The organism is Methylorubrum aminovorans, from assembly GCF_022179725.1.
In the GTDB taxonomy this organism is placed as follows: domain Bacteria; phylum Pseudomonadota; class Alphaproteobacteria; order Rhizobiales; family Beijerinckiaceae; genus Methylobacterium; species Methylobacterium aminovorans.
In genome coordinates this window covers 86050-109756 of record NZ_BPRC01000004.1, presented here as the reverse complement: position 1 = coordinate 109756, position 23707 = coordinate 86050, and the positions used below count along the sequence as shown (strand labels likewise).

23 protein-coding genes are annotated in these 23707 nt (G+C 69.7%); 15 read left to right on the top strand and 8 right to left on the bottom strand.

Translation table 11 applies throughout. The features are described 5' to 3' along the window. Window positions 1-3 precede the first annotated feature (3 nt). From MFF24_RS08435 to secG, 3 genes are all read right to left on the bottom strand, one after another. Window positions 4-402, bottom strand: a complete 399-nt coding sequence (locus tag MFF24_RS08435) for a DUF350 domain-containing protein (RefSeq protein WP_238223903.1) — start codon at window positions 400-402, stop codon at window positions 4-6. A gap of 151 nt (window positions 403-553) precedes the next feature. Next, window positions 554-2182: a CTP synthase gene (gene pyrG, locus MFF24_RS08430; RefSeq protein WP_238223902.1), complete on the bottom strand. Its 1629-nt coding sequence runs from the start codon at window positions 2180-2182 to the stop codon at window positions 554-556. Window positions 2183-2368: 186 nt separating this feature from the next. Next, the gene (gene secG, locus MFF24_RS08425; RefSeq protein ID WP_238223900.1) at window positions 2369-2839 is read right to left on the bottom strand and encodes a preprotein translocase subunit SecG; all 471 of its coding nucleotides are present in this window, start codon (window positions 2837-2839) and stop codon (window positions 2369-2371) included. A gap of 237 nt (window positions 2840-3076) precedes the next feature. Here secG and MFF24_RS08420 point away from each other — a divergent pair, with 237 nt between their 5' ends. Both MFF24_RS08420 and MFF24_RS08415 read left to right on the top strand, forming a co-directional pair. Then, a complete protein-coding gene (locus MFF24_RS08420) occupies window positions 3077-3358 on the top strand; it encodes a hypothetical protein (protein WP_238223898.1) in 282 nt (93 codons plus the stop codon). Between the two features lie 20 nt (window positions 3359-3378). Then, on the top strand, window positions 3379-3864 hold the full coding sequence (locus MFF24_RS08415; RefSeq protein WP_238223896.1) for a cysteine hydrolase family protein: 486 nt from the start codon (window positions 3379-3381) through the stop codon (window positions 3862-3864). 37 nt (window positions 3865-3901) lie between these two features. Here MFF24_RS08415 and MFF24_RS08410 read toward each other — a convergent pair whose 3' ends face one another. Both MFF24_RS08410 and tpiA read right to left on the bottom strand, forming a co-directional pair. Further along, window positions 3902-4288 (bottom strand): Tsi3 family protein, encoded by a 387-nt coding sequence (locus MFF24_RS08410; protein ID WP_238223894.1) that lies wholly within the window; start codon window positions 4286-4288, stop codon window positions 3902-3904. A 107-nt stretch (window positions 4289-4395) separates the two neighbouring features. After that, window positions 4396-5160, bottom strand: coding sequence for a triose-phosphate isomerase (tpiA, locus tag MFF24_RS08405; protein WP_238223892.1), 765 nt, complete (start codon window positions 5158-5160; stop codon window positions 4396-4398). A gap of 238 nt (window positions 5161-5398) precedes the next feature. On the opposite strand from tpiA, the gene MFF24_RS08400 reads away from it, so the two are divergent. From MFF24_RS08400 to MFF24_RS08345, 12 genes are all read left to right on the top strand, one after another. Next, window positions 5399-7303 carry a SurA N-terminal domain-containing protein gene (locus MFF24_RS08400; protein WP_238223890.1) on the top strand — a complete coding sequence of 635 codons (1905 nt, stop codon included), beginning with the start codon at window positions 5399-5401 and terminating at the stop codon, window positions 7301-7303. 8 nt (window positions 7304-7311) lie between these two features. Next, the gene (gene trpE / locus MFF24_RS08395) at window positions 7312-8832 is read left to right on the top strand and encodes an anthranilate synthase component I (RefSeq protein ID WP_238223886.1); all 1521 of its coding nucleotides are present in this window, start codon (window positions 7312-7314) and stop codon (window positions 8830-8832) included. A 152-nt stretch (window positions 8833-8984) separates the two neighbouring features. Next, window positions 8985-9587, top strand: coding sequence for an anthranilate synthase component II (locus MFF24_RS08390; RefSeq protein ID WP_238224111.1), 603 nt, complete (start codon window positions 8985-8987; stop codon window positions 9585-9587). 88 nt (window positions 9588-9675) lie between these two features. Next, window positions 9676-10689 (top strand): anthranilate phosphoribosyltransferase, encoded by a 1014-nt coding sequence (gene trpD / locus MFF24_RS08385; protein ID WP_238223878.1) that lies wholly within the window; start codon window positions 9676-9678, stop codon window positions 10687-10689. Between the two features lie 135 nt (window positions 10690-10824). Next, complete coding sequence (gene trpC, locus MFF24_RS08380) at window positions 10825-11682, top strand: indole-3-glycerol phosphate synthase TrpC (protein ID WP_166061081.1); 858 nt, start codon at window positions 10825-10827, stop codon at window positions 11680-11682. After that, window positions 11679-12164: a cyclic pyranopterin monophosphate synthase MoaC gene (gene moaC / locus MFF24_RS08375; RefSeq protein ID WP_108942517.1), complete on the top strand. Its 486-nt coding sequence runs from the start codon at window positions 11679-11681 to the stop codon at window positions 12162-12164. Before trpC ends, moaC begins: the two co-directional genes overlap by 4 nt. After that, the gene (locus MFF24_RS08370) at window positions 12161-13387 is read left to right on the top strand and encodes a molybdopterin molybdotransferase MoeA (protein ID WP_238223877.1); all 1227 of its coding nucleotides are present in this window, start codon (window positions 12161-12163) and stop codon (window positions 13385-13387) included. Before moaC ends, MFF24_RS08370 begins: the two co-directional genes overlap by 4 nt. 171 nt (window positions 13388-13558) lie before the next feature. Then, window positions 13559-14020 (top strand): 3-hydroxyacyl-ACP dehydratase FabZ, encoded by a 462-nt coding sequence (gene fabZ / locus MFF24_RS08365; RefSeq protein WP_108942521.1) that lies wholly within the window; start codon window positions 13559-13561, stop codon window positions 14018-14020. Between the two features lie 2 nt (window positions 14021-14022). Beyond that, the gene (gene lpxA / locus MFF24_RS08360; protein WP_373322674.1) at window positions 14023-14832 is read left to right on the top strand and encodes an acyl-ACP--UDP-N-acetylglucosamine O-acyltransferase; all 810 of its coding nucleotides are present in this window, start codon (window positions 14023-14025) and stop codon (window positions 14830-14832) included. Window positions 14833-14843: 11 nt separating this feature from the next. Continuing rightward, a complete protein-coding gene (locus MFF24_RS08355) occupies window positions 14844-15692 on the top strand; it encodes an LpxI family protein (RefSeq protein ID WP_238223874.1) in 849 nt (282 codons plus the stop codon). Then, on the top strand, window positions 15689-16849 hold the full coding sequence (gene lpxB, locus MFF24_RS08350; RefSeq protein ID WP_238223873.1) for a lipid-A-disaccharide synthase: 1161 nt from the start codon (window positions 15689-15691) through the stop codon (window positions 16847-16849). The genes MFF24_RS08355 and lpxB overlap by 4 nt, the downstream gene beginning before the upstream one ends. Beyond that, window positions 16846-17328 (top strand): YaiI/YqxD family protein, encoded by a 483-nt coding sequence (locus tag MFF24_RS08345; RefSeq protein ID WP_238223872.1) that lies wholly within the window; start codon window positions 16846-16848, stop codon window positions 17326-17328. The genes lpxB and MFF24_RS08345 overlap by 4 nt, the downstream gene beginning before the upstream one ends. 45 nt (window positions 17329-17373) lie before the next feature. Here MFF24_RS08345 and gltA read toward each other — a convergent pair whose 3' ends face one another. After that, on the bottom strand, window positions 17374-18663 hold the full coding sequence (gene gltA, locus MFF24_RS08340; protein ID WP_108942529.1) for a citrate synthase: 1290 nt from the start codon (window positions 18661-18663) through the stop codon (window positions 17374-17376). Between the two features lie 477 nt (window positions 18664-19140). Next, complete coding sequence (gene gltX / locus MFF24_RS08335) at window positions 19141-20565, bottom strand: glutamate--tRNA ligase (protein WP_238223871.1); 1425 nt, start codon at window positions 20563-20565, stop codon at window positions 19141-19143. A gap of 157 nt (window positions 20566-20722) precedes the next feature. On the opposite strand from gltX, the gene MFF24_RS08330 reads away from it, so the two are divergent. Further along, on the top strand, window positions 20723-22981 hold the full coding sequence (locus MFF24_RS08330) for a ComEC/Rec2 family competence protein (RefSeq protein ID WP_238223870.1): 2259 nt from the start codon (window positions 20723-20725) through the stop codon (window positions 22979-22981). Here the strand turns inward: MFF24_RS08330 and lexA are convergent. Further along, window positions 22975-23700, bottom strand: coding sequence for a transcriptional repressor LexA (gene lexA / locus MFF24_RS08325; protein WP_108942535.1), 726 nt, complete (start codon window positions 23698-23700; stop codon window positions 22975-22977). The two genes, MFF24_RS08330 and lexA, sit on opposite strands and share 7 nt — an antisense overlap. Window positions 23701-23707 lie beyond the last annotated feature (7 nt).

The window sequence follows — 23707 nt, the reverse complement described above, 5'->3', positions numbered from 1 at the left end:
GCGTCAGTAACTCATGCAGGCGGCGTTCACGAGCCCGCCCGCCAGGGAGGCGGCGCCGAGCAGCACGGCCGGCGCGGTTTGACCCTCGTCGATCCGCTTCGACAGGTTCGGCAGCAGCGGCCGCATCAGCCAGTAGATCGCGACCTGCACCACGAGGGCGACGAGGCCCCAGACGATGCAGTCGAGGAGCGAGCCGGCGTAGCGTACCGCCGCCGAGAGCGGGATCGAGTAGCCGAGCAGGCTCCCGCCCAGCGCCAGGGCGGCCGCGAGGTTACCCTCGCGCACGAGGGCGATCTCCCGATGCGCCGTCGCGGTGAGGTAGGTCACGAGGTAGAGGGCGGTCAGTCCCAGGGAGACGCCGAAGTAGGCAAGAAAGGCCGGAAGGCCCGAGATCGTCGTCAATGGCTCCCTCCAGCCTCAAGCGCCGGCGACCGCATCCGCGGCCTTGGCTCACGCTTCGCTCGACGCCTCGGCTGAGCCGAGGCCGCTCCGCGGGCGCTCTTCGCGCCTGGACAGCGATGCAATCGCTCTTCGAGGATCGCACCGCTTCCTGTCACACCAGCCGGCTCTGATCGATCGCGGCGGCGATGAACCCCTTGAACAGCGGGTGCGGCTCGAAGGGGCGCGACTTCAACTCCGGGTGGAACTGGACGCCGATGAACCACGGATGGCCCTCGTGTTCAACCGTCTCGGGCAGGAGACCGTCCGGCGAGGTTCCGGAGAAGCGCAGGCCCTTGGCCTCCAGGCACTCGCGATAGGCCATGTTGACCTCGTAGCGGTGCCGGTGGCGCTCCGAGATCTCGGTGTCGCCGTACATCTGCGCGATCTTGGTCTCCGGGCGGAGCGTCGCCTTGTAGGCGCCGAGCCGCATGGTGCCGCCGAGATCGCTCTCGGCCGCGCGCCGCTCCAGCTCGTTGCCGCGCATCCACTCGGTGAGCAGGCCGACGACCGGCTCCCTGGTTTCGCCGAACTCCGTGGAGTTGGCGTCCTTGATGCCCGCGAGCGAGCGCGCCGCCTCGATCACCGCCATCTGCATGCCGAAGCAGATGCCGAAATACGGGATGTTGCGCTCCCGCGCGTAGCGGGCCGCGCGGATCTTGCCCTCGGCGCCGCGCTGGCCGAAGCCGCCGGGCACGAGGATGCCGTGCAGACCCTCCAGGAACGGCGCCGGGTCCTCGCGCTCGAACACCTCCGCCTCGATCCATTCGAGGTTGACGCGGACGTTGTTGGCGATGCCGCCGTGGGTCAGCGCCTCGGTGAGCGATTTGTAGGCGTCCTTCAGGCCCGTGTACTTGCCGACGATGGCGATGGTGACCTCACCCTCGGGGTTGCGCACCCGCTCGAGGATGTTCTGCCAGCGGTCGAGCTTGGGCTCGCTCTCCGGCTCCATCTGGAAATGGGCCAGGATCTCCCGGTCGAGCCCCGCCTCGCGGTAAGAGAGCGGCACGGCGTAGATCGTGTCGACGTCGCGGGCCTCGATGACCGCGCTCTCCCGCACGTTGCAGAACAGGCCGAGCTTGCGCCGCTCGTCGACCGGGATCGGCCGGTCGCAGCGGCAGAGCAGGATGTCGGGCTGGATACCGATGGAGCGCAGCTCCTTCACGGAGTGCTGCGTCGGCTTGGTCTTCAGTTCGCCGGCGGAGGGGATGTAGGGCAGAAGCGTCAGGTGCAGGTAGCAGACGCTGCCCCGCGGGCGCTCCTGGCCGATCTGGCGGATCGCCTCGAAGAAGGGCAGACCCTCGATGTCGCCGACCGTGCCGCCGATCTCGACCAGCACGAAGTCGTAATCGTCATTGCCCTCGAGCACGAACGCCTTGATGGCGTTGGTGACGTGCGGGATCACCTGGATCGTGGCGCCGAGATAGTCGCCGCGCCGCTCCTTGGTGATAATGTCGAGGTAGATCCGCCCCGTGGTCACGTTGTCGGCGCGGGACGCCGGCAGGCCGGTGAAGCGCTCGTAGTGGCCCAGATCCAGGTCCGTCTCGGCGCCGTCGTCGGTGACGAACACCTCGCCGTGCTGGGTCGGGCTCATCGTGCCTGGATCGACGTTGAGGTAGGGGTCGAGCTTGCGCAGGCGCACCCGGTAGCCGCGCGCCTGAAGCAGCGCCGCGAGGGCGGCGGAGGCGAGACCCTTGCCGAGGGAGGAAACCACGCCGCCGGTGATGAAGACGTACCGCGTCATGGGGTTCGGTCCATAAAGGGGCTCAAGCGATTCGCCAAACCGCAACGGTTGCCGCACCCCGCTGGCCACACGGGAAGCGGCACGGGGCGATACCCCTCGTGCCGTTGAGGAATTCGTGGTTTCCATCCTTGCGGCCGATGCGCCGGCCGCAAGGGTCTTATCCGCAGACGGTGCGGCTCGACCGCGTCAGCGCGACTGCGGAGCTTCCGGCGTGGCCGGGGCAGCCGGCGGCGCGCTCGGAGCCGGAGCCGGCGTTGCCGGCTTGGCGGGTGCATCGGTCGGCACCGAGGCCGGCTGGCCGGAGGTGCCCTGGCCCGCGCCGCCGCGAAGCGTGTCGAGCAGGTTGTCCGCGTTCACCGGCTTGTCGGCCGGCTGGGTCTGGCCCGACTGCGTCCCGGCCTCGTCGAGGATCGAGCGGGGCGCGGCGCTGCGATGCGCCATGATCGCCAGCGCGATGCTGGTGGTGAAGAACAGGGCCGCGAGGATCGCGGTGGCACGGGTGAGCGCGTTGGCCTGACCCCGGCCGGTCATGAAGCCGGAGACGCCGCCGCTTCCGCCGCCGCCGAGCCCGAGCCCGCCCTCCGAGCGCTGCAGCAGCACCACGGCGATGAGCGCCAGCACGATGATGAGGTGGACGACGATGAGGACGGTCTGCATAGCGATTCCGGTGCCCGCTCGCGCGGACGCTGTCGGTGTGCCGAACAGGGGCGCGCGCCAAAGCGGCGCGCCCGCGTATCCGCTGCACGAAGTGGGGGCTCCTACACCGTTTGCCCACCCGCGCCAACCGGCCTTCGTGCCTCGCAGCGGGACAAAGCCCGTGCGCGCGGCCGAGAGCCCTGGGAAAACGCGGAGCGCGCATGGCCATGGGGGTACGGCCCGTGCAAGGAGTCGGAGATGACCGATTTCCAGACCGAAGCCGGGCGGCTCGCCGCCTTCATCGACCGCGCCGACCGCGAGGAGATGGCGGCCGTCCAGTCCGAGCTCCTGCGGATCGCCCTCGAACGGCCCGACCCGGCCGGGCGGGCGGGCGCCCTTGATGAAGTGCAGGCCGCTCTCTCCGACCGCATCCGCCCGGACGGGATGAGCCCGCTGCAGCAGGCCTTCTACGTCGCCGTGCTCGCGATGATCGAGCGGACCAAGGAGGCCGTGTCCAAGGCGCCGGCTCGCCAGGACTGATGGCGGAGCGGGCTACGCTCATGGCGCCGGAACGCCGCGCGCTCCTCGTCGTCGACGTGCAAGCGAGCTTCCGCGTGCCGGACGCGGTCGTCGTCGGCATCACCGCCCTGAGCCGGACGCTTCATATCGTCGTGACCGTCGAGCGGCACGACGAGGCGGTCACCCCGTTCTCGCAACAGCTCGGCTGGACCCCGCCGGCCGACGAGGCGCCGCTGGTCCCGGCCGACCAGGTCTTCGTGAAAAACGGCTACCTGCCGCCGCCGGCCCTGATCGAGCACTTCCGAGAACGTGCGATCGAGCGCGTCCTCGTCTGCGGCGTGCAGGCCGAGACCTGCTGCCTCGCCGCCGGCTTCATGCTGTTCGATGCCGGCCTGCGCCCCACCCTGCTCCGATGGCTGACCGTCGGGTCGTCTCTCGACCGTTCGGGCGGTCTCGGGGCCGAACTCTGGCGGCATCACTTCGGCAGCGTCCTGGACGATCCCGAGGCGCTGCACGGCGCGGCGTGAAAGAGGCCCGTTCGGGCCTCGGCGATGTCCTGCCGGCTCAACGAGGGTCGGCCCTTGCGCAGCGCGCTGCCGAGAGGGCCCGCCAGGCCGGTTCGAAATCCGGCTCGGCGCCGTCGTCCCGCTGTGTCCAGGCTTCGAGACGGATGGCGCCACCCGCCCCCGGCTTTTCGGCGACGAGCGTCGTTTCCTCGCCGCCCGACCCTTCCGTCAGGCGCGTCACACGGTAGCGGACGTAGGTCCCGCCGAGCGTGCGGATTTCGGACAGGGAGGCCGGGTCGCCGCCGGATTCCGGCGTCAAACTGATCTCGAAGACGGCGCGCCGGCCCGCCTGCCCTATGGGCCGCAGAACGACACCCTTCCCGCGCGGCTGCGCTGCGAACCCGTCGGGAACGTCCAGCGTCAGCCGGCACGCGCCCTTCTCCATCGTCGTGCCCTGGTCCGTCGCCCATGCGGTCGGAAGGCCCGGTATCGCGCCGGCCGCCAGCAGGATTGCCCTGAGGAGGCCCGGGACGCGGAGCGGTCCGGGGGCAATCACCCTTCGTAGGCGCGGCAGATCCCCAGAAAGTCCTCCGCCACGAGGCTGGCGCCGCCGACCAGGGCGCCGTCGACATTCTCCACCGCCATCAATTCACGGGCGTTGGCGGGCTTCACCGAGCCGCCGTAGAGGATGCGGATCTTGTGCGCCTCCTCGCCGACGAGCTTGTCGAGCATCTCGCGCAAGGAGGCGTGGACCTCGGCGATCTCCGTCGCCGTCGGCGTGCGGCCCGAGCCGATGGCCCAGACCGGCTCGTAGGCGATCACCGTGTCCTCGCCGGTGGCACCCTTCGGCAGGCCGATGGCGAGCTGCGCGCGCACGATGTCGAGGGCGCGGCCCTGCTGGCGCTCCTCCATGGTCTCGCCGACGCAGATGATGCCGCGCAGGCCCGCGCGGCGGGCGCCGAGCGCCTTGGCGTGGACGCCGTCATCGGTCTCGTAATGGTAGGCGCGCCGCTCGGAATGGCCGACGATGACGTAGGTGGCGCCGAGATCGGCGAACATCTCCGCGGAGATCGAGCCGGTGAAGGCACCGCTCGGACGGGCATGCAGGTTCTGGCCGCCGATGGCGACGGGCGAGCCGTAGACGGCGGCCACGCAGGAGGAGATCAGCGTCGCGGGCGGGCAGATCAGAACGTCGATATTATCCGTGAGCGCGGGCGAAAGCCCGTCGCGGATCGCCTCGACGATCGGCACCGAGGATCGCAGACCGTTCATCTTCCAGTTGCCGGCAACCAGCGGACGGCGTCCCTCGCTTGCCATGGCGTCCCGGTTCTCCGTGTCTCGTTCCAAGGGTTTCAACGTGTGGGCGGACCTATCAGAGCAAGCTTAGGCGCGCAAACGACCTTTGCGGCCGTTCCGCCCCGGATCGGGCACGCGGGATACATGCCCTTTGCGGCGCTGCCCTTTGCGCCGCCGCCCCGATCGTCTATCGCGTGGCTCGCATGTGTTCCCGGCCCTCGCAGGCCGGGCGTGATCGAGATCTAGGTCCGGGCGTCCGATGCTCCAGTCCATTCGCAGTGCCAGCCAGCATTGGCTCGGCAAGGTTGTGCTGTCGGTGATCTTCACCTTCCTGATCGCTGGCGTGGCGATCTTCGGTGTGGAGGAGTTCTTCCGCGGCGGGTCGAGCACGACCGTCGCCACGGTCGGCAAGACGCCGATCTCGGCCGAGGAGGTGCGCACCGCCTACCAGAACCAGCTTCAGCGCTATCAGGCTCAGCTCAAGCGGACGCTGACGCCGGACCAGGCACGGGCGATGGGCCTGGAGCGGCAGGTGCTGGCCCAGCTCATCACCGAGGCGGCGCTCGACCAGAAGACGCGGGATCTCGGGCTCGCCGTCTCCGACGCGGCCGTGCTGCGTGCGATCCAGGAGGAGCCGAGCTTCAAGAACGCAAACGGCAGCTTCGACCGGACCCTGTTCTTCCAGACGCTCCAGCGTGCGGGCCTGAACGAGGCGATGTTCGTGCGCGAGCAGCGCTCCGTCATCGCCCGCCTGCAATTGGCCGACGCCATCGTCGCCGATCCGCCGGTGCCGCAGGCCATGCGCGAGGCGGTGCACCGCTACAGCCTCGAGCGCCGCGACGCCGCCGTGCTGACGCTGGCGCCGTCCGCGGCCGGCGAGATCCCGGCCCCGACCGACGATGAGCTGAAGGCCTACTACGACAACAACAAGGCCTCGTTCCGCGCTCCCGAATATCGCAGCCTCAACCTGCTGGTGCTCGAACCGGCCGCGCTCGCCAAGCCCGACGAGGTCTCGGACGAGGAGGCACGCAAGGTCTACGACGCCAACCAGAGCCGCTTCGGCAAGGCGGAGCGGCGCACGATCCAGCAGATCAGCTTCCCCGACGAGGCGGCCGCGAGCGAGGCGCGGGCCAAGATCGAGAGCGGGCAGACGCCGTTCGAGGCGGTCGCCGCCGAGCGCGGGCTCGACCCGAAGCAGCTCGATCTCGGCACCCTGTCCAAGGCGGAGCTGTTCGATCCGGCGATCGGCAACGCCGCTTTCGCTCTGGAGCAAGGCAAGGTGAGCGAGCCGGTGAAGGGGCGCTTCGGCACCGTGCTCCTGCGCGTCACGGCGATCGAGCCCGGCACGGTCAAGCCGTTCGACGAGGTGAAGGACGAGATCCGCCGGGAGATCGCGCTGCGCCGAGTGCGCGAGGGCGGCTTCGACAAGGTTCAGGACGCGATCGAGGATGCCCGTTCGGCCGCCAAGCCGCTGGCCGAGATCGCCAAGGAACAGGGGCTGACGCTGCTCAGCATCCCGGCGGTGGACGCACAGGGCAACGACCCGTCCGGCCAGCCGGTCGCCGGTATTCCCGACAAGGAGACCACGCTGCCGGCCGCCTTCCGCGCCGATGTCGGCAACGACACCGAGGTTCTGCGCACCAAGACCGGCGGCGCGATCTGGTACGACGTCGTCAAGATCGACCCGTCGCACGAGAAGCCGCTGGCGGAAGTGCGTGACGAGGCGGTGAAGGGCTGGACCCGGGCCGAGATCGAGAAGCGCCTCGTGGCCAAGTCCAAGGAACTGACCGAGCGCCTGGACAAGGGCGAGGCGATCGAGACCGTGGCCCAGGAGGCGGGCCTTCCGCTGAAGACCGTCACCGACATCGCCCGCAACCAGAACAAGGACGACCTCTCCTCCGACATCATCGAGCGCATCTTCACGACGCCGGTGGGCAAGGCCGCCTCTGCTCCCTCCGGCGAAGGCCGCGCGGTGTTCAAGGTGACCGCCGCCACCGTGCCGGCCTTCGTCCCCGGTACGCCGAGCGACGGTCAGCTCGTCAATTCGCTGCGCACGGCGCTCGCGGACGACATGCTCGGCGAGTTCATCGCCGAGGTGCAGAAGAGCGCGGGCGTGAACGTGAACCAGACCGCCCTGCGCCGGGCGTTCGGCGGCGAGTACTGAGGCCGCTGATGACCGAGCCTGCGCACGAGGCGGTGGCGCGCGCCTACGAGGCCGGTCGGGCAAGTCTGCTCGGCCTGACCCTGGTGGCCGATCTGGAGACGCCGGTCGCCGCCTTCCTGAAGCTGAAGGCGACGCATGCCGGCCCCGGCTTCCTGCTCGAATCGGTCGAGGGCGGCGCGGTGCGCGGGCGCTACTCGATGATCGGGCTCGATCCCGACCTGATCTGGCGCTGCCGCGACGGGCGCCCGGAGATCGCCCGCGACGACAGCCTCACGGCCTTCGTGCCGGATGAACGGGCGCCGCTCGCCTCCTTGCGCGCGCTCATCGCCGAGAGTGCGGTGGGCGACGATGCCGAGAGCGCCGCGTTGCCGCCGATGGCGGCGGGTCTGTTCGGCTATCTCGGCTACGACATGGTTCGCGCCATGGAGCGGCTGCCCGAGCCGAACCCCGATCCGCTCGGCGTACCAGACGCGATTCTGATGCGGCCGCGGGTGATGGTGGTGTTCGACGCGGTGGCCGACGCGCTCACCGTCGTCACGCCGGTGCGCCCGGCCGCGGGTGTCAACGCGCGCGCCGCGCTCGAAGCGGCGCAGGCCCGGCTCGATCGGGTGGCGGAGGTGCTGGAAGGCCCGCTGCCGATCGAGGCGCGGGCGGATGCGGCGGGCCTCGCCCAGCCCGCCCCGGTCTCGAACACCGAGCCGGATGAGTTTCTGGGAATGGTGGCGAAGGCCAAGGAGTACATCGTCGCGGGCGACATCTTCCAGGTGGTGCTGTCGCAACGCTTCGAGGCGCCCTTCACCCTGCCGGCCTTCGCGCTCTACCGCAGCCTTCGCCGCACCAACCCGGCGCCGTTCCTGTGCTACCTCGATTTCGAGGCGTTTCAGGTCGTCTGCTCAAGCCCTGAAATCCTCGTGCGGGTGCGCGAGGGGAAGGTGACGATCCGCCCGATCGCCGGCACCCGCCGCCGCGGCGCCACGCCGGCCGAGGACCGGGCGCTGGCCGAGGAACTGCTCGCCGACCCGAAGGAGCGCTCCGAGCACCTGATGCTGCTCGACCTCGGCCGCAACGATGTCGGCCGCGTCTCGAAGATCGGCAGCGTCATCGTCACCGACTCGTTCTTCCTCGAGTACTATTCTCAGGTCATGCACATCGTCTCGAACGTCGAGGGCGACCTCGACCCGAAGCACGATGCGCTCTCTGCGCTGGCCGCGGGTTTTCCCGCCGGCACCGTCTCCGGCGCGCCGAAGGTGCGGGCAATGGAGATCATCGACGAATTGGAGCGCGAGAAGCGCGGACCATACGGCGGCTGCATCGGCTATTTCGGCGCGCGCGGCGAGATGGACACCTGCATCGTCCTGCGCACGGCGATCGTGAAGGACGGCCGCATGCACGTGCAGGCGGGTGCCGGCATCGTCTACGATTCCGATCCCGCCTCCGAGCAACAGGAATGCGTGAACAAGGCCAAGGCTTTGTTCCGGGCTGCGGAGGATGCGGTGCAGTTCGCGAGCCGGGCGAAGCGGGGGCAATAGTCAGCGGGCGCACGCCGCCTTGACTTGCCGGCTCCCCGTCGCCACCCCTTCCGCAAGGTTCATCCCATCCACCTCCTCATCCTGCGAGATCGCGAACGCGATCTCGCAGGATGAGGAGGTGGATGGGACGCAAAGCGCTACGGCTGAGTTCGATGTCCAACGTCCTCGTCATCGACAACTACGATTCCTTCACCTGGAATCTCGTCCACCTGATCGGCCCGCTCTGCGAGCGGATCGACGTGGTGCGCAACGATCAGATCGACGTCGCCGGCATCCGCGAACGGGCGCCGGATGCGCTCGTACTGTCGCCGGGGCCCTGCACCCCGAACGAGGCCGGCATCTGCCTCGAGGCGGTGAAGGAGCTGGGCGCCGAGATCCCGATCTTCGGTGTGTGTCTCGGGCTTCAGACCATCGGGCAGGCCTATGGCGGCGACGTGGTGCGTGCGCCCTCCCCCATGCACGGCAAGGTCTCGACCATCCGCCACGAGGCGAAGGGCGTGTTCCGCGGCATCAACGAGGGTTTTTCGGCCACCCGCTACCACTCGCTGGTGGTTGACCGTGCGAGCTGCCCCGACGATCTCGCGGTGACGGCCGAGGCCGACGGGCTCATCATGGGGCTGCAGCACCGCGCCCTGCCTGTACACGGCGTGCAGTTCCACCCCGAGAGCATCCTCTCGAACCACGGCACGCAGATCCTGCGCAACTTCCTCGACATCGCCGCCGCATGGCGCGGGGAGTCCGCGGCCTCAGCGTGACAAGGCCGGCCCCGGCGTGCATTGACGGCGCCACGCCCCCTCCCCCCTCGATCGAGGGAGTGAGGGCTCGAACAGAGCCACGACCCCGATGGATGCCTTCAAGACCCATCTCGCGACCGTCGCGTCCGGTGCCCCGCTGAGCCGCGAGCAGGCCCGCGCCGCCTTCGACGACCTGCTCTCGGGCGAGGTCACGCCGATCCAGGCCGGTGCCTTCCTGACGGCGCTCTCGGTCCGCGGCGAGAGCGAGGACGAGATCATCGGCGCGGTCTCGGCGATGCGGGCGCGGATGCTGCCCGTGGCGGCGCCCGAGGGAGCCATCGACATCGTCGGCACCGGCGGGGATCATTCGGGCAGCTACAACGTCTCGACGCTGGCCGCGATCCTCACCGCGGCCTGCGGCGTGCCGGTGGCCAAGCACGGCAACCGTGCCGCCACCTCGCGCTCCGGCGCCGCCGACGTGCTCGCCGCGCTCGGCGTGAAGATCGGCCTGCCCCCCGAGGCCCTGGCGCGCTGCCTCGGCCAAGCGGGGCTCTGCTTCATGTTCGCGCAGACGCATCACGGCGCCATGCGCCACGTCGCGCCGGTGCGCACCGAACTGCCGTTCCGCACCATCTTCAACATGCTCGGACCGCTCTCGAACCCGGCCGGCGTAACGGCGCAGGTGTTCGGCGTCTCGCGGCCCGCATGGGCCGAGCCGCTGACACGCGTGCTGGCGACGCTGGGCAGCCGCCGGGTCTGGACCGTGCACGGCTCGGACGGACTCGACGAGATCACCACCACCGGGCCGACCGCCGTGGTCGCACTGGAGGATGGCGCGCTGACGCACTTCACCATCGATCCGCGCGCGGTCGGCCTGCCGCTCGCGACTCTCGACGACCTGCGCGGCGGCGACCCCGAGCACAACGCCGCGGCGCTCGCCGCCGTGCTGGAGGGCGCCCGCAACGCCTACCGCGACATCGCCGTGCTGAATGCCGGCGCCGGCCTCGTCGTGGCCGGCGCTGCCGGCTCGCTTGCCGAGGGGGTGGCGCGGGCACAGGACGCGATCGATTCCGGCGCGGCGCGGGGCGCGCTCGCGCGCCTCGTCGCCGTGTCGAATGCGTGATAGACGGCTTCGAACGGTTCTAGAGCATCGTGCCGGATATCAGATCCAGGACCATGCTCTCTCCTCTTTTATGTGCATCGTCTTTTTCCGAAAGCCGGTGGCCACCTTTCGGGACGACGCTCTAAGGACAAGCCGATGGACGACATCGTGGCCGACGTGACCATCGGGCCTGCCGCCACCGCCCCGCAGCGGGCGAGCGTGCTGGCGCGGATCGAGGCCTACAAGCGCCGTGAGATCGCCGAGGCGAAGCTGCGCGTGCCGCTGGCCAAGCTGGAGAAGCAAGTCGCCAAGGCCGAACCGCCCCGCGGCTTCGCCGATGCCATCGCCCGGCATATCGGCGAGGGGCGTCCGGCGCTGATCGCCGAGATCAAGAAGGCGTCGCCCTCCAAGGGGCTGATCCGCGCCGATTTCAACCCCAAGACGCTGGCGAAAGCCTATGCTGCGGGCGGCGCCACCTGCCTCTCGGTTCTGACCGACACACCCTCCTTTCAGGGCGCTCCGGACTTCCTGACAGAGGCTCGCGCGGCCTGCGACCTGCCGGTCCTGCGCAAGGATTTCCTGTTCGAGCCGTATCAGGTCTACGAGGCCCGCGCCTGGGGCGCCGATTGCGTCCTCGTCATCATGGCCTGCCTCGACGACGCCGAGGCCGCCGCCATCACCGAAGCCGCGCACGATCTCGGCATGGATGTGCTGGTCGAGGTCCACGACGCCGAGGAACTGGAACGCGCCGTGCCGCTCGGCACCCGGATGGTCGGCGTCAACAACCGCAACCTCAAGACCTTCGAGGTCTCGTTCGAGACGGCGATCACTCTCAAGCCCGGCATTCCCGCCGACCGGATCGCAGTGGCCGAGAGCGGCATCGGCACCCACGCCGACGTGCTGCGGCTGAAAGAGCACGGTCTCGACACCATCCTCGTCGGCGAGAGCCTGATGCGGCAGGCCGACGTCACCGCCGCGACGCGGGCGCTGCTGTTCGGGGATTCCGGCCGGTGAGCGGCGCCACCCTCACCCATATCGACCGGACCGGCGCGGCCAACATGGTTGACGTCTCCGACAAGGCCGCGACCTCGCGCACGGCGATCGCCGAGGGCGTGGTGGTGATGCTACCCGAGACCCTGGCGCTGATCCGCGAGGGCGACGCCAAGAAGGGCGACGTCATCGGCACGGCGCGGCTTGCCGGCATCATGGCGGCCAAGCGCACGCATGAGCTGATCCCGCTCTGCCACCCGCTGCTGATCACCAAGGTGCGCCTCACCTGCGAGCCGGACGACGCCCTGCCGGGCCTGCGCCTCACTGCGGAGGTGAAGGTGCAGGGCCAGACCGGCGTCGAGATGGAGGCGCTCACCGCCGTCTCGGTCGCCTGTCTCACGGTCTACGACATGGTGAAGGCCGCCGATCGCGGCATGCGGATCGAGGGCATCCGCCTGCTGTCGAAGGAGGGCGGCAAGTCTGGTGCCTGGGCCGCCGACGCATGAGCCTGCTGTCGGTCACCGAGGCGCTCGAAAAGATCCTCGCTGCCATTCCCGAACCGGTGGCGGCGGAAGAGATCCTGATTGCTCAGGGCGCTGGCCGGACGCTGGCTGCCGACCTCACGGCACGGCGTACCCAGCCTCCCTTCCCCGCCTCCGCCATGGACGGCTACGCCGTGCGCGCTGCCGACGTCGCGGCGGTGCCGGCGCGGCTGCGTCGAGTCGGCACCAGCGCGGCCGGGCACGGCTTTGCCGGAACGCTGGGGCCGGGCGAGGCGGTGCGCATCTTTACCGGCGCACCGGTGCCCGAGGGCGCCGACGCGATCCTGATTCAGGAGAACGCCGAGACCGACGGCGACACCGTCACCGCCCGCGAACCGGTGGCGGCAGGCCGCTTCCTGCGTCGCGCCGGTCTCGATTTCCGTGAGGGCGAGACGCTGGTGCGGGCCGGCGAAACCCTCGACGCCCGCCGCCTCGCGCTGGCCGCCAGCGCCGGCCACGTCCTGCTGCCGGTTCGGCGCAAGCCGCGCGTGGCCGTGCTCGCCACCGGCGACGAACTCGTGCGACCGGGTGAGCCGGCGGCCTGGGACCAGATCGTCGCCTCGAACGGCCTTGCGCTCGGCGCGCTGAGCCTGGAGGCGGGCGCCGAGGTCGTCGATCTCGGCATCGTCACCGACGATCTCGGCGCCCTGCGCGAGGCGGTCGGCCGTGCGCGGGCGGCGGGGGCTGATCTGCTGGTGACACTCGGCGGCGCCTCCGTCGGCGACCACGACCTCGTCCAGGCGGCGCTCGGGGCCGAGGGGATGGAACTCGGCTTCTGGCGGGTGGCCTTGCGCCCCGGCAAGCCGCTGATGTTCGGGCGGCTCGGCGCCATGACGGTGATCGGCCTGCCGGGCAATCCCGTCTCCTCGATCGTCTGCGGCCTGCTCTTCGTGGTGCCGGCGGTCCGCGCCCTCCTCGGCGATCCGCGCGCGGGCGCGGACCGCAGTGAGCCGGCGATCCTCGGCCGCGACATGCCAGAAAACGACGCCCGCCAGGACTACCTGCGCGCCCGCCTCGACACCGCGCCGGACCAGCTGCCGGTCGTCCATCCCGAGACGCGCCAGGATTCCTCGATGCTTTCGGTTCTCGGCACCAGCGAGGCCCTGCTGGTTCGCTCTCCCCACGCGAGCCCGGCCAGGGCGGGCGATCCGTGCCGCATCATCCGGCTGGACCGACGGATTGTCTGAAGTCGCTCCGTTGCCCGTGCTTCCGCCCGTGCCGGATTGTGCAAAAGTCTTGCATCTGCCCGATTTTCTGACGAAGAGGACGGCCTTCACCGGATAGAGGCCACCGGCTAAGGGCACGGGAACGTGCGGCATATGCCGCCGGGCAAGCATGGGCGGGGAGCGTTGGGACCGATGAGCGAGACGCGGGAGCTGGGTTCGGCCGATATCCAGAAGGTGCTGGAACTGCTGCCCCATCGCTATCCCTTCCTGATGATCGACCGCATCATCGAGATCGACCGCGACGAGAGCTGCATCGGCATCAAGAACGTTACGGCGAACGAACCGCAATTCACCGGGCACTTCCCCGGCCTGCCGGTCTTCCCCGGCGTGCTGCTGATCGAGGGCATGGCCCAGACGGCGGGTGCGATCTGCTGCCGGCACATCATGAGCGATGAGCTGAAGACTAAGCAGGTCTTCTTCATGACCATCGACAAGTGCAAGTTCCGCAAGCCCGTCGTGCCCGGTGACCAGGTGCGCTTCCACATGACGAAGATCAACCACCGCAAGACCATGTGGTGGTTCCGCGGTGAGGCCCGCGTCGAAGGCACGCTCGTGGCCGAGGCTGAGATTGGTGCCATGCTGGTGACGGAGTGAGCGTGGTTCAGGAAGGCATTCACCCGAGCAGCGTCGTCGAGGATGGCGCCCGGCTCGGGGACGGGGTGCGGATCGGCCCGTTCTGCCATGTCGGGCCCGAGGTCGTGCTCGGTGACGGCTGCGAACTGATCAGCCACGTCGTCGTCGCCGGCCGCACCACGGTCGGCGCGCGGACCAAGATCTATCCCTTCGCCTCGATCGGCCACCCGCCGCAGGATCTGAAGTTCCGCGGCGAGCCCTCGACGCTGGCCGTCGGTTCCGATTGCCTGATCCGCGAAGGCGTGACGATGAACCCAGGCACCGCCGGCGGCGGCCTGGAGACCGTGGTCGGCAACGGCTGCGCCTTCCTCGCCAACAGCCATGTCGGCCACGATTGCCGGGTCGGCGACCACGTCGTTTTCTCCAACAACGTGATGCTCGCCGGTCATTGCACGGTCGGCAACTACGCCATCCTCGGCGGCGGCGCGGCGGTGATCCAGTTCGCCCGCGTCGGTGACCACGCCTTCGTCGGCGGCCTGTCGGGGCTTGAGAACGACTGCATCCCCTACGGCATGGTGCTCGGCAACCGCGCCTACCTGTCGGGGCTCAACATCATCGGGCTCCAGCGCCGCGGTTTCTCGCGCGAGGACATCCACGCGCTCCGCCGCGCCTACCGGCTGCTCTTCGCGCAGGAGGGCACGCTGATGGAGCGCGTCGAGGATGTGGCGGCCGAGTTCGATACCCATCCGGCGATCCACGAAATCCTGTCCTTCATCCGCGCGGGCGGCAAGCGCTCGATCTGCACCCCCCGCGCCGTCGCCGCGGCGGCCTGAGGCGACGGGCCGTGATCGATCCCGCCCGGCCCCTCGCCCTGGTGGCCGGTGCGGGCCACCTGCCGGAACTGGTCGCGGCCTCCCTCGACCGGGCGCGCCGGCCGTTCCGGATCCTGGCTGTCCGCGGCTTCACCGAGCGGGCGATGCGACGGCGCGCGGATGCGGTGGTCGATCTCCTCGACATTCCCGGCACTCTGCGCATCCTGAAGGAATGGGCACCCGCCGCTGTGGTCCCGGCCGGCGGCGTCACCCGCCCGAGCCCGGCCGCTCTGTTCAACGCGGCGCACGCGGTGCGCAACCGCGATATCCTGAAGAGCCTCGCGGGCGGCGACGACCGGTTGCTGCGGGCCGTGCTCTCGCTCCTGGAAGAGAACGGGCACCGGGTGCTCGGCGTCCACGAGGTCGCCCCCGACCTGCTCGGTCGGCTCGGTCGCCTCGGCCGTGTCCAGCCGGATTCCGATGCGACTCTCTCGATCGCCACGGGACGCGCGATGCTCGCGGCCTTGAGCCCCTTCGATGTCGGACAGGCGGCCGTGGTGGCGGGCGAACGGGTCATCGCCGTCGAAGGACCCGAGGGCACGGATCGCATGCTCGGCCGCGCCCGCGGACTTAACCGCAAGCCCTTCGGCCGCGGCACGCCCGCCAAGGGGACCGTGCTCGTTAAGCTGCCGAAGCTCGGCCAGGACCTACGCATCGACCTGCCGGCCATCGGCCCGCGCACCGTGCACCGGGCGGCGGAAGCGGGATGTGCCGGCATCGCCATCGGCGCCGGCCACACCCTGGTGATTGACACCGATCGCACGGTGGCAGCGGCGGATGCCGCGGGTCTGTTCCTGATCGGCGTGGAGGTCGCCCCATGACGCATCGGCGGATCTGGCTCGTTGCGGGCGAGGATTCCGGCGACCAGCTCGGCGCCAAGCTGATCCGGGCGCTGCGGGCGCTCTCGCCGGCCTCCCTGACGCTCGGCGGCGTCGGCGGCGAGGCGATGGAAGCGGAGGGGTTCCGCTCGCTCTTTCCCATCGATGACGTGGCGGTGATGGGCTACCTGCCGGTGCTCGCCCGCGCCCGCACCCTGTTGCGGCGCATCCGCGAGACGGTGGACGATGTCGTGGCGGCTCGGCCCGATGTGCTCGTCATCATCGACAGTCCCGGCTTTACCCACGCCGTGGCCACCCGCGTACGCAAGCGCCTGCCGGATTTGCCGATCGTCGACTACGTCTCGCCGAGCGTCTGGGCGTGGCGGCCGTGGCGGGCCAAGGGCATGGTGCCCTTCATCGACCATGTGCTCGCCCTCCTGCCCTTCGAACCGGAGGCGCATCGCCGCCTCGGCGGACCGCCCTGCTCCTATGTCGGCCACCCGTTGATCGAGCGTCTGGCCGAGTTGCGCCCCTCCCTCGAGGAGGCCGCGATCCGCGAGGGGCGCCCTCCGGTGCTCGCCGTGCTGCCGGGCTCCCGCCGCTCCGAAATCGAGCGGCTGATGCCGGTCTTCGGCCGCGCCATTGCCGAACTCAGCCAGCGGGTCGGTCCGTTCGAGGTCGAGCTGCCGGCCGTGAGCCGCCACCGCGCCCTGATCGAGCGCCTCGCCGCTGCCTGGGAACGGCATCCACGGATCGTCCACGGGGAGGCCGACAAATACGCCACCTTCCGCCGTGCGCGGGCGGCGCTCGCCGCCTCCGGTACCGTGACGCTCGAACTCGCGCTCGCCGGCGTGCCGATGGTGGTGGCCTACAAGGTCTCGCGGGTCGAGGAGGTGATCGCCCGGCGCCTGATCCAGGTGCCGACGATCGTGCTGCCGAACCTGATCCTGTCCGAGAACGCCATGCCGGAGTTCGTGCAAGGCGATTGCACGCCGGGGCAATTGGCCGGGACGCTGGCGCCGCTTCTCGCGGGCGGCCCCGCCCGGCGGACCCAGCTCGACGCGCTCGCCCGCATCGACGGCCGGATGCGGCTGCCCGGCGACGAGGAGCCGAGCCGGGCGGCGGCCCGGATCGTGCTGGAGGCGCGGCGGGCGGCATGAGCGACGACACGGCAAGGCCAAAGATCAGGATCTACGTCGATGCCGACGCCTGCCCGGTGAAGGACGAGGTGTACCGCGTCGCCGGGCGCTACGGCCTCCACGTCTTCGTCGTCTCGAACAGCTTTCTGAACCTGCCGCGCGAGCCCTGGATCGAGCGCGTCATCGTCGACGACAAGTTCGATGCGGCGGACGACTGGATTGCCGAACGGGCGAGTCCGGGCGCCATCGTCATCACGGCCGATGTGCCGCTGGCGAGCCGCTGCGTGAAGGCTGGCGCAGTCGCGCTCGCGCCGAACGGCAAGGCCTTCACGGACGCGTCTGTCGGCCTCGCACTCGCCACGCGCAATCTGATGCAGGATCTGCGGGAGGCCGGCGCCATCACCGGCGGGCCGAAGCCATTCTCGCCGAAGGACCGCTCGGCCTTCCTCGGCGCGCTGGACCGGGTGATCGTACGGCTGAAGCGCGACCTCAAGATCTGACGGCGTCACGCCTCCGGGCGGCGAGGCCCGGAGGCGGTGCTTGAGTCAGCTCCGCTGGCCGATCGGAACGTAGTCGCGCCGGTCGGGGCCGATATAGAGCTGGCGCGGACGGCCGATCTTCTGGGACGGATCCTCGATCATCTCGGCCCATTGCGCGATCCAGCCGACGGTGCGGGCCAGCGCGAACAGCACCGTGAACATCGAGGTCGGGAAGCCGAGCGCCTTCAGGGTGATGCCCGAGTAGAAGTCGATGTTCGGGTAGAGCTTCTTCTCGATGAAATACTCGTCCTTCAGCGCGATCTGTTCGAGCTGCACCGCGACCTCCAGCAGGTCATCCTTGAGGCCGAGTTCGTTCAGCACCTCGTGGGTGGTCTTCTGCATGATGCGCGCGCGCGGGTCGTAATTCTTGTAGACCCGGTGGCCGAAACCCATCAGGCGGAAGGGATCGTTCTTGTCCTTCGCCTTGGCGACGTATTTCTGCACGTTCTCGGGGTGGCCGATCTCCATCAGCATCTTCAGCGCCGCCTCGTTGGCGCCGCCATGCGCGGGCCCCCACAGGCAGGCAATGCCGGCGGCGATGCAGGCGAAGGGATTGGCACCCGAGGAACCGGCGAGCCGCACGGTCGAGGTCGAGGCGTTCTGCTCGTGATCCGCGTGCAGGATGAAGATCTTGTCGAGGGCGCGGGCGTAGATCGGATTGATCGCGTATTCCTCGCACGGCACCGCGAAGCACATCCGCAAGAAGTTCGACGTATAATCGAGGTCATTCTTCGGATACACGAACGGCTGGCCGATCGTGTACTTGTAGGCCATCGCCGCCAGCGTCGGCATCTTCGCGATCATGCGCAGGGAGGCGATCATCCGCTGCGACTCGTCCGAGATATCGGTCGAGTCGTGGTAGAACGCCGAGAGCGCGCCGACGCAGGCGACCATCACCGCCATCGGGTGGGCGTCGCGGCGGAAGCCCTGGAAGAAGCGGTTCATCTGGTCGTGCACCATGGTGTGGCGCGTGACCCGGTAATCGAAATCCGCCTTCTGAGCGGAGGACGGCAATTCGCCGAACAGCATCAGGTAGGCGGTCTCGAGAAAGTCGCCTTGCTCGGCGAGCTGTTCGATCGGGTAGCCGCGATAGAGCAGCACGCCCTCGTCGCCGTCGATGTAGGTGATCTTCGACTCGCACGAGGCCGTAGAGGTGAAGCCCGGGTCGAAGGTGAACTTGCCGGTCTGGGCGTAGAGTTTGCCGATATCGACCACGTCCGGGCCGATGGTTCCGGTCTTGATGGGCAATTCGACGTTCTTGTCGCCCACGATGATGGTGCTGGCGGAAGCGCTCATGGGATCGCGGACCCTTTCTCGCGACGGGAACAGCACTGGCGCGGAAGTCGTCGCCTTCCGCTCCGTTGTGGCGCCGCAGCAGAGCACTGCGCCCACTCACTGAGGCACCGGGTTAGCGGATCGATCGGCGGCCAGCAACGGCAGGCCGTTCCCCGCGTCTTCGCATATGCGAAAAACAGGCCGAGTCTGTCACTTTCCGAGCCGAATGAAACGCGATGCGACCGGACCTTGGACGCGAGTTTCGAGCTGTCTCAGCCTCTTGGCAGCGCAAAGGTGGATGAGAAATCGTCCTCGGACCAAGACCTTCCGGATTTTCATCAAACCAGCGCCTGAGACCGGAAGCTCCGGATGTCATTTGCCTCGCATTGTCATTCGGGTTGTTACGCGTGTCCGCGCTGCCGAACTCGTGGCCTGGCACATCGATCCGATCAACGCACCTCAAATACCGGATGCGTTGATCCGTCGCGTGGATCGCATTCAGGTCGGTAGGCGGTCCGCCAAGCGGGCGAGTGCCTCGTCGCGGCCGAGCACGGCCATCACGTCGAAGACTGGCGGCGAGGTGGCACGGCCCGTGAGCGCTGCCCGCAGGGGCTGGGCGACCTGACCGAGCTTGACGCCCTGGCTCTCGGCGAAGCCGCGCACGGCGGCTTCCGTCGTGGTGGCACTCCATTCCGGAAGGGCCTCCAGCGCCGGAAGAAGGGCGCGCAGCCGCTCCGGCGCGTCACCGGCAAGCAGGCCCTCCGCCTTGGCGTCGAGGGCGAGCGGGCGGGGGGCATAGAGGTAGTAGGCGCTGTCGAGGAGTTCGACGAGGGTCTTGGCGCGCTCCTTCAGGCCGGGCATCGCCGACAGGAGTTTTTCGCGCAGATCCGGCGTCAGCTTGGTCGGCAGGCCGCGCTCGGGCCCGCGGGCCGGCAGGATCGCATCGATGGCATCGACCAACTCCGCGTCGTCGCTGCCGCGGATGTAGAGCCCGTTGAGGCTCTCCAGCTTGGTGAAGTCGAACCGCGCCGCCGAGCGGCCGATCGCCTTCAGATCGAAGGCGGCGATCATCTCTTCGGTGGAGAAGACCTCTTGGTCGCCGTGGCTCCAGCCGAGGCGGACGAGATAGTTGCGCAGGGCCGCCGGCAGGTAGCCGCGGTCGCGGTACTCCTCGACGCCCAGCGCGCCGTGGCGCTTGGACAGCTTGGCGCCGTCCGCCCCGTGGATCAGCGGAATATGCGCCATCGCCGGCACGTCCCAGCCGAGCGCGCGGTAGATCTGGCTCTGGCGGGCGGCGTTGGTGAGATGATCGTCGCCGCGGATCACCTGCGTGATGCCCATGTCGTGGTCGTCCACCACGACGGCGAGCATGTAGGTCGGCGTGCCGTCGGAGCGCAGCAGCACGAGGTCGTCGAGGTCGCGGTTGGCCCAGGTCACGCGGCCCTGCACGGCGTCCTCGACCACGGTCTCACCCTCGGTCGGTGCGCGCAGGCGGATCACCGGCTTCACGCCCGCCGGCGCCTCGGACGGGTCGCGATCGCGCCAGCGGCCGTCGTAGCGCGGGGCGCGGCCCTCGGCGCGGGCGGTCTCGCGCATCTGCGCCAGCTCCTCGGCGCTGGCGTAGCAGTGGTAGGCGTTGCCCGAGGCGAGCAGGCTCTCGGCCACCGCGCGGTGCCGCTCGGCGCGGGCGAATTGGTAGATCACCTCGCCGTCCCAATCGAGGCCGAGCCAGCGCATCCCGTCGAGGATCGCGTCGATCGCGGCTTGCGTCGAGCGCTCCCGGTCGGTGTCCTCGATGCGCAGCAACATCCGACCGCCGAAGCGGCGGGCATAGAGCCAATTGAACAGGGCCGTGCGCGCTCCCCCGATATGCAGGAAGCCCGTGGGCGAGGGCGCAAAGCGCGTGACGACCGGTGACGACATCGGCGGCTGGGAGGCTTCTTCGGAAAAAAGTGCGGGATGGCGGGAGGGCGGCTGCGGCCGGTCTCGCCGGCCGTGTAGCACGAGCGAGCGGATGCGTTAAGAATTCGTCACGATTGCCCGTCACGCGGGCATCGCAGGTCTCGGGACGTGGCGGGGCATGGCGCAGGGCGGCGGCAGAGCGGTGGGCGGGGCGGTTCCGGCCCTCCTCGCCGGCCGCGTTCCCGCTCCCTCCCAGCTCTGGCAGGGCACGATCGAGGGATTGGGCGCGTGCCTGGCCCGCGAGGCCGAGCAGCGCCGGCTGTTCCCCTGGCTCGCTGTCGCCTTCGGGGCCGGCATCCTCGTCTTCTTCACGGCGACAGATGGGGCGCCCGCCCTCGCCGCTCCGCTGACCGCCGCTCCACTCTGCCTCGCGGTCACCTTCGCCCTGCGGGCGCGTCCAATCGCGCTCGCGCTGATGCTCGCCCTCGCCGCCCTCTTCCTCGGCTTCGCCGCCGGCGTCTGGCGCGTTTCGTCCGTCGCGGGGCCGGTGTTGAGCCGCATCACCATCGCGCCGCTCGCGGGCCTCGTCGAGGGCCTCGACGAGCGGGAGGGCGGTGCGCGGCTGATCGTGCGGGTCGCGAGCTTCGGCGACCTCGATGCGGAAAGCCGCCCGCGGCGGGTGCGGGTCTCCTACCGCGCGGCGCAGGCGGTGCGGCCGGGCGACACGATCCGCGCCACCGCCCGCCTTCTGCCGCCGCCGGAAGCGGTGCGGCCGGGCGGCTACGACTTCGCGCGGGACGCCTATTTCCGCGGGATCGGAGCGGTGGGCTCGCTGGTGGGCAAGGTCGAGGTCGGGGTCCCGGCCGAGCCGCTTCCCTGGCCCGTGCAGGTGGCGGCCAGCATCGATGCCGCCCGCAACGCCTTCACCCGGCGGATCACCGATGCGATCGGCGGACAGGCCGGCGCCGTCGCGGCTGCTCTCGTCACGGGAAAGCGCGGGCTGATCACGAACGAGACCAACGACATCTTGCGGGCGGCGGGCATCTACCACGTCGTCTCGATCTCGGGGCTCCACATGGTGCTCGCCGCCGGCGTGGTGTTCTGGCTGGTGCGGGCGGGGCTCGCCCTGGTGCCGGTGCTGGCACTCTCCTGGCCGATCAAGAAGATCGCGGCTGGCGCGGCGATGCTGGGCGTGACCGCCTACTGCGCCTTCTCGGGCTGGGACGTCGCCGCCGAGCGGGCGCTGATCATGACGCTGGTGATGCTCGGCGCGATCCTCGTCGATCGTCCAGCGCTCAGCATGCGCAATCTCGCGCTTGCCGCGATCCTGGCGCTCGCCCGCGAGCCGGAGGCGCTGCTTGGCCCGAGCTTCCAGATGTCGTTCGGGGCGGTGGCCGGTCTGATCGCCTGCGCTCCGCTCATCGACGGGCGCGTCTTCCGGACCGACAACCCGTCCCGCATCGCGCGGGCCGCCTCGTGGGTCGCGACGGCGGTGGTCGGCACGCTGGCGACGACTTTGGTGGCGCAGATCGCCACCGCCCCGTTCGCGACCTACCACTTCCAGACCGTGCAGCCCTTCGGCCTCGTCGGTAATGCGCTGACCCTGCCGCTCGTCTCGCTCGCGGTGATGCCCGCGGCGGTACTCGGGATGCTGGCCTATCCCTTCGCCCTCGATCGCCCTGTCTGGTGGCTGATGGGGCTCGCGGTGCGGGGCATGCTCGAAATCTCGGCTTGGATCGCCGGATTCGGACAGGCCAACATGGTGTTGCCCGCCTTCGGGACCGGCGCCCTGGTGCTCCTCGCCGCCGCCCTCCTCCTCGCGACCCTGCCGGTGTCGCGGCTGCGGCTGCTCGCCCTTGTGCCGGCCGGGCTCGGCGTTGCGATCGCCGCGAGTCCGACCCGCTACGACATCTACATCGATCGCGACGGGGCCGGCGCCGCAATCCGCGGCCAGGACGGGCGCCTCGTCGTCCTCGGGCGCCCGCCCGGCTTCGTGCTGGAACAATGGCTGAAGGCCGATGGAGACGGGCGGCGTCTGGACGCCGTCACCGGAGCTGCCGGGCCGCGCTGCGACCGTCTCGGCTGTACCCTCGCGGCCATCGACGGGCGCACCGTCGCCCTCGTCACCGACAAGCGTGCCTTTGCCGAGGATTGCGCCCGGGCCGACATCCTGATCACCCGCATGCGTGCCCCAGCGGGCTGCGCCGCGCCGCTCATCGCCGACCGCAGCTTCCTAGCGGCGCGGGGAGCCACCGCGATCCGCCTTGGTGCGGCCGGGCTGGATGTTGTCACTGTGCGCGGGATCGGGCCGCCGAAGCCTTGGCAGCCCAAACCTGTCAGCGAGACGACACCCGCGGCTCAGTCGCTGTCACCATCATCCGGTGATTCCGGTGCGGCGGATCCGTCGGACCCGCCGCCCGGCGAAACGCCTCAATAGCGGCGTACGAGGCTGACGAGCTTGCCCTGGATGCGCACCCGGTCGGGCCCGAGCACGCGGGTTTCGTAGGACGGGTTGGCGGCTTCGAGCGCGATCGAGGAGCCGCGGCGGCGCAGGCGCTTGAGAGTCGCCTCCTCGTCGTCGATCAGCGCCACGATGATGTCGCCGTTATTGGCGGTATCCTGCTTGTGGATCACCACGAGATCACCGTCGAGGATGCCGGCCTCGATCATCGAATCACCGCGCACTTCCAGCGCGTAGTGCTCGCCGCCCGAGAGGAAATCGGGGGACATCGAGATCGAGTGGCTCTGGCTCTCGATCGCCGAGATCGGCGTACCGGCGGCGATCCGGCCCATCACCGGCACCATCACCGACTGGCCGTTGCCGTCATGGGCCTGCAGCATCGGCGGCTTCGGTGCGGGCGGCTTGCCCGACAAACCACCCTCGACCACGCTCGGGGTGAAGCGGCGCGGCTCGGGGGCCGTTGCCGGCTTGGCGGCCGGCATGTCGGGCATGCGCAGGATCTCGATGGCCCGGGCCCGGTTCGGCAGACGACGCAGGAAGCCGCGCTCCTCCAGCGCCATGATCAGGCGGTGAATGCCGGACTTGGATTTGAGATCGAGCGCGTCCTTCATTTCGTCGAAGGACGGCGGCACGCCGCTCTCCTGCATCCTCTGCTGGATGAACTGGAGCAGTTCGAGTTGCTTGCGGGTCAGCATGCGGCAC

Excerpts from the sequence above, each read along its gene's own strand:
- pyrG (WP_238223902.1), bottom strand. The coding sequence starts at position 2,182 with ATGACGCGGTACGTCTTCATCACCGGCGGCGTGGTTTCCTCCCTCGGC.
- secG (WP_238223900.1), bottom strand. The coding sequence starts at position 2,839 with ATGCAGACCGTCCTCATCGTCGTCCACCTCATCATCGTGCTGGCGCTC.
- MFF24_RS08420 (WP_238223898.1), top strand. The coding sequence starts at position 3,077 with ATGACCGATTTCCAGACCGAAGCCGGGCGGCTCGCCGCCTTCATCGAC.
- MFF24_RS08415 (WP_238223896.1), top strand. The coding sequence starts at position 3,379 with ATGGCGCCGGAACGCCGCGCGCTCCTCGTCGTCGACGTGCAAGCGAGC.
- MFF24_RS08410 (WP_238223894.1), bottom strand. The coding sequence starts at position 4,288 with ATGGAGAAGGGCGCGTGCCGGCTGACGCTGGACGTTCCCGACGGGTTC.
- tpiA (WP_238223892.1), bottom strand. The coding sequence starts at position 5,160 with ATGGCAAGCGAGGGACGCCGTCCGCTGGTTGCCGGCAACTGGAAGATG.
- MFF24_RS08400 (WP_238223890.1), top strand. The coding sequence starts at position 5,399 with ATGCTCCAGTCCATTCGCAGTGCCAGCCAGCATTGGCTCGGCAAGGTT.
- trpE (WP_238223886.1), top strand. The coding sequence starts at position 7,312 with ATGACCGAGCCTGCGCACGAGGCGGTGGCGCGCGCCTACGAGGCCGGT.
- MFF24_RS08390 (WP_238224111.1), top strand. The coding sequence starts at position 8,985 with ATGTCCAACGTCCTCGTCATCGACAACTACGATTCCTTCACCTGGAAT.
- trpD (WP_238223878.1), top strand. The coding sequence starts at position 9,676 with ATGGATGCCTTCAAGACCCATCTCGCGACCGTCGCGTCCGGTGCCCCG.
- trpC (WP_166061081.1), top strand. The coding sequence starts at position 10,825 with ATGGACGACATCGTGGCCGACGTGACCATCGGGCCTGCCGCCACCGCC.
- MFF24_RS08370 (WP_238223877.1), top strand. The coding sequence starts at position 12,161 with ATGAGCCTGCTGTCGGTCACCGAGGCGCTCGAAAAGATCCTCGCTGCC.
- fabZ (WP_108942521.1), top strand. The coding sequence starts at position 13,559 with ATGAGCGAGACGCGGGAGCTGGGTTCGGCCGATATCCAGAAGGTGCTG.
- lpxB (WP_238223873.1), top strand. The coding sequence starts at position 15,689 with ATGACGCATCGGCGGATCTGGCTCGTTGCGGGCGAGGATTCCGGCGAC.
- MFF24_RS08345 (WP_238223872.1), top strand. The coding sequence starts at position 16,846 with ATGAGCGACGACACGGCAAGGCCAAAGATCAGGATCTACGTCGATGCC.
- gltA (WP_108942529.1), bottom strand. The coding sequence starts at position 18,663 with ATGAGCGCTTCCGCCAGCACCATCATCGTGGGCGACAAGAACGTCGAA.
- gltX (WP_238223871.1), bottom strand. The coding sequence starts at position 20,565 with ATGTCGTCACCGGTCGTCACGCGCTTTGCGCCCTCGCCCACGGGCTTC.
- MFF24_RS08330 (WP_238223870.1), top strand. The coding sequence starts at position 20,723 with ATGGCGCAGGGCGGCGGCAGAGCGGTGGGCGGGGCGGTTCCGGCCCTC.
- lexA (WP_108942535.1), bottom strand. The coding sequence starts at position 23,700 with ATGCTGACCCGCAAGCAACTCGAACTGCTCCAGTTCATCCAGCAGAGG.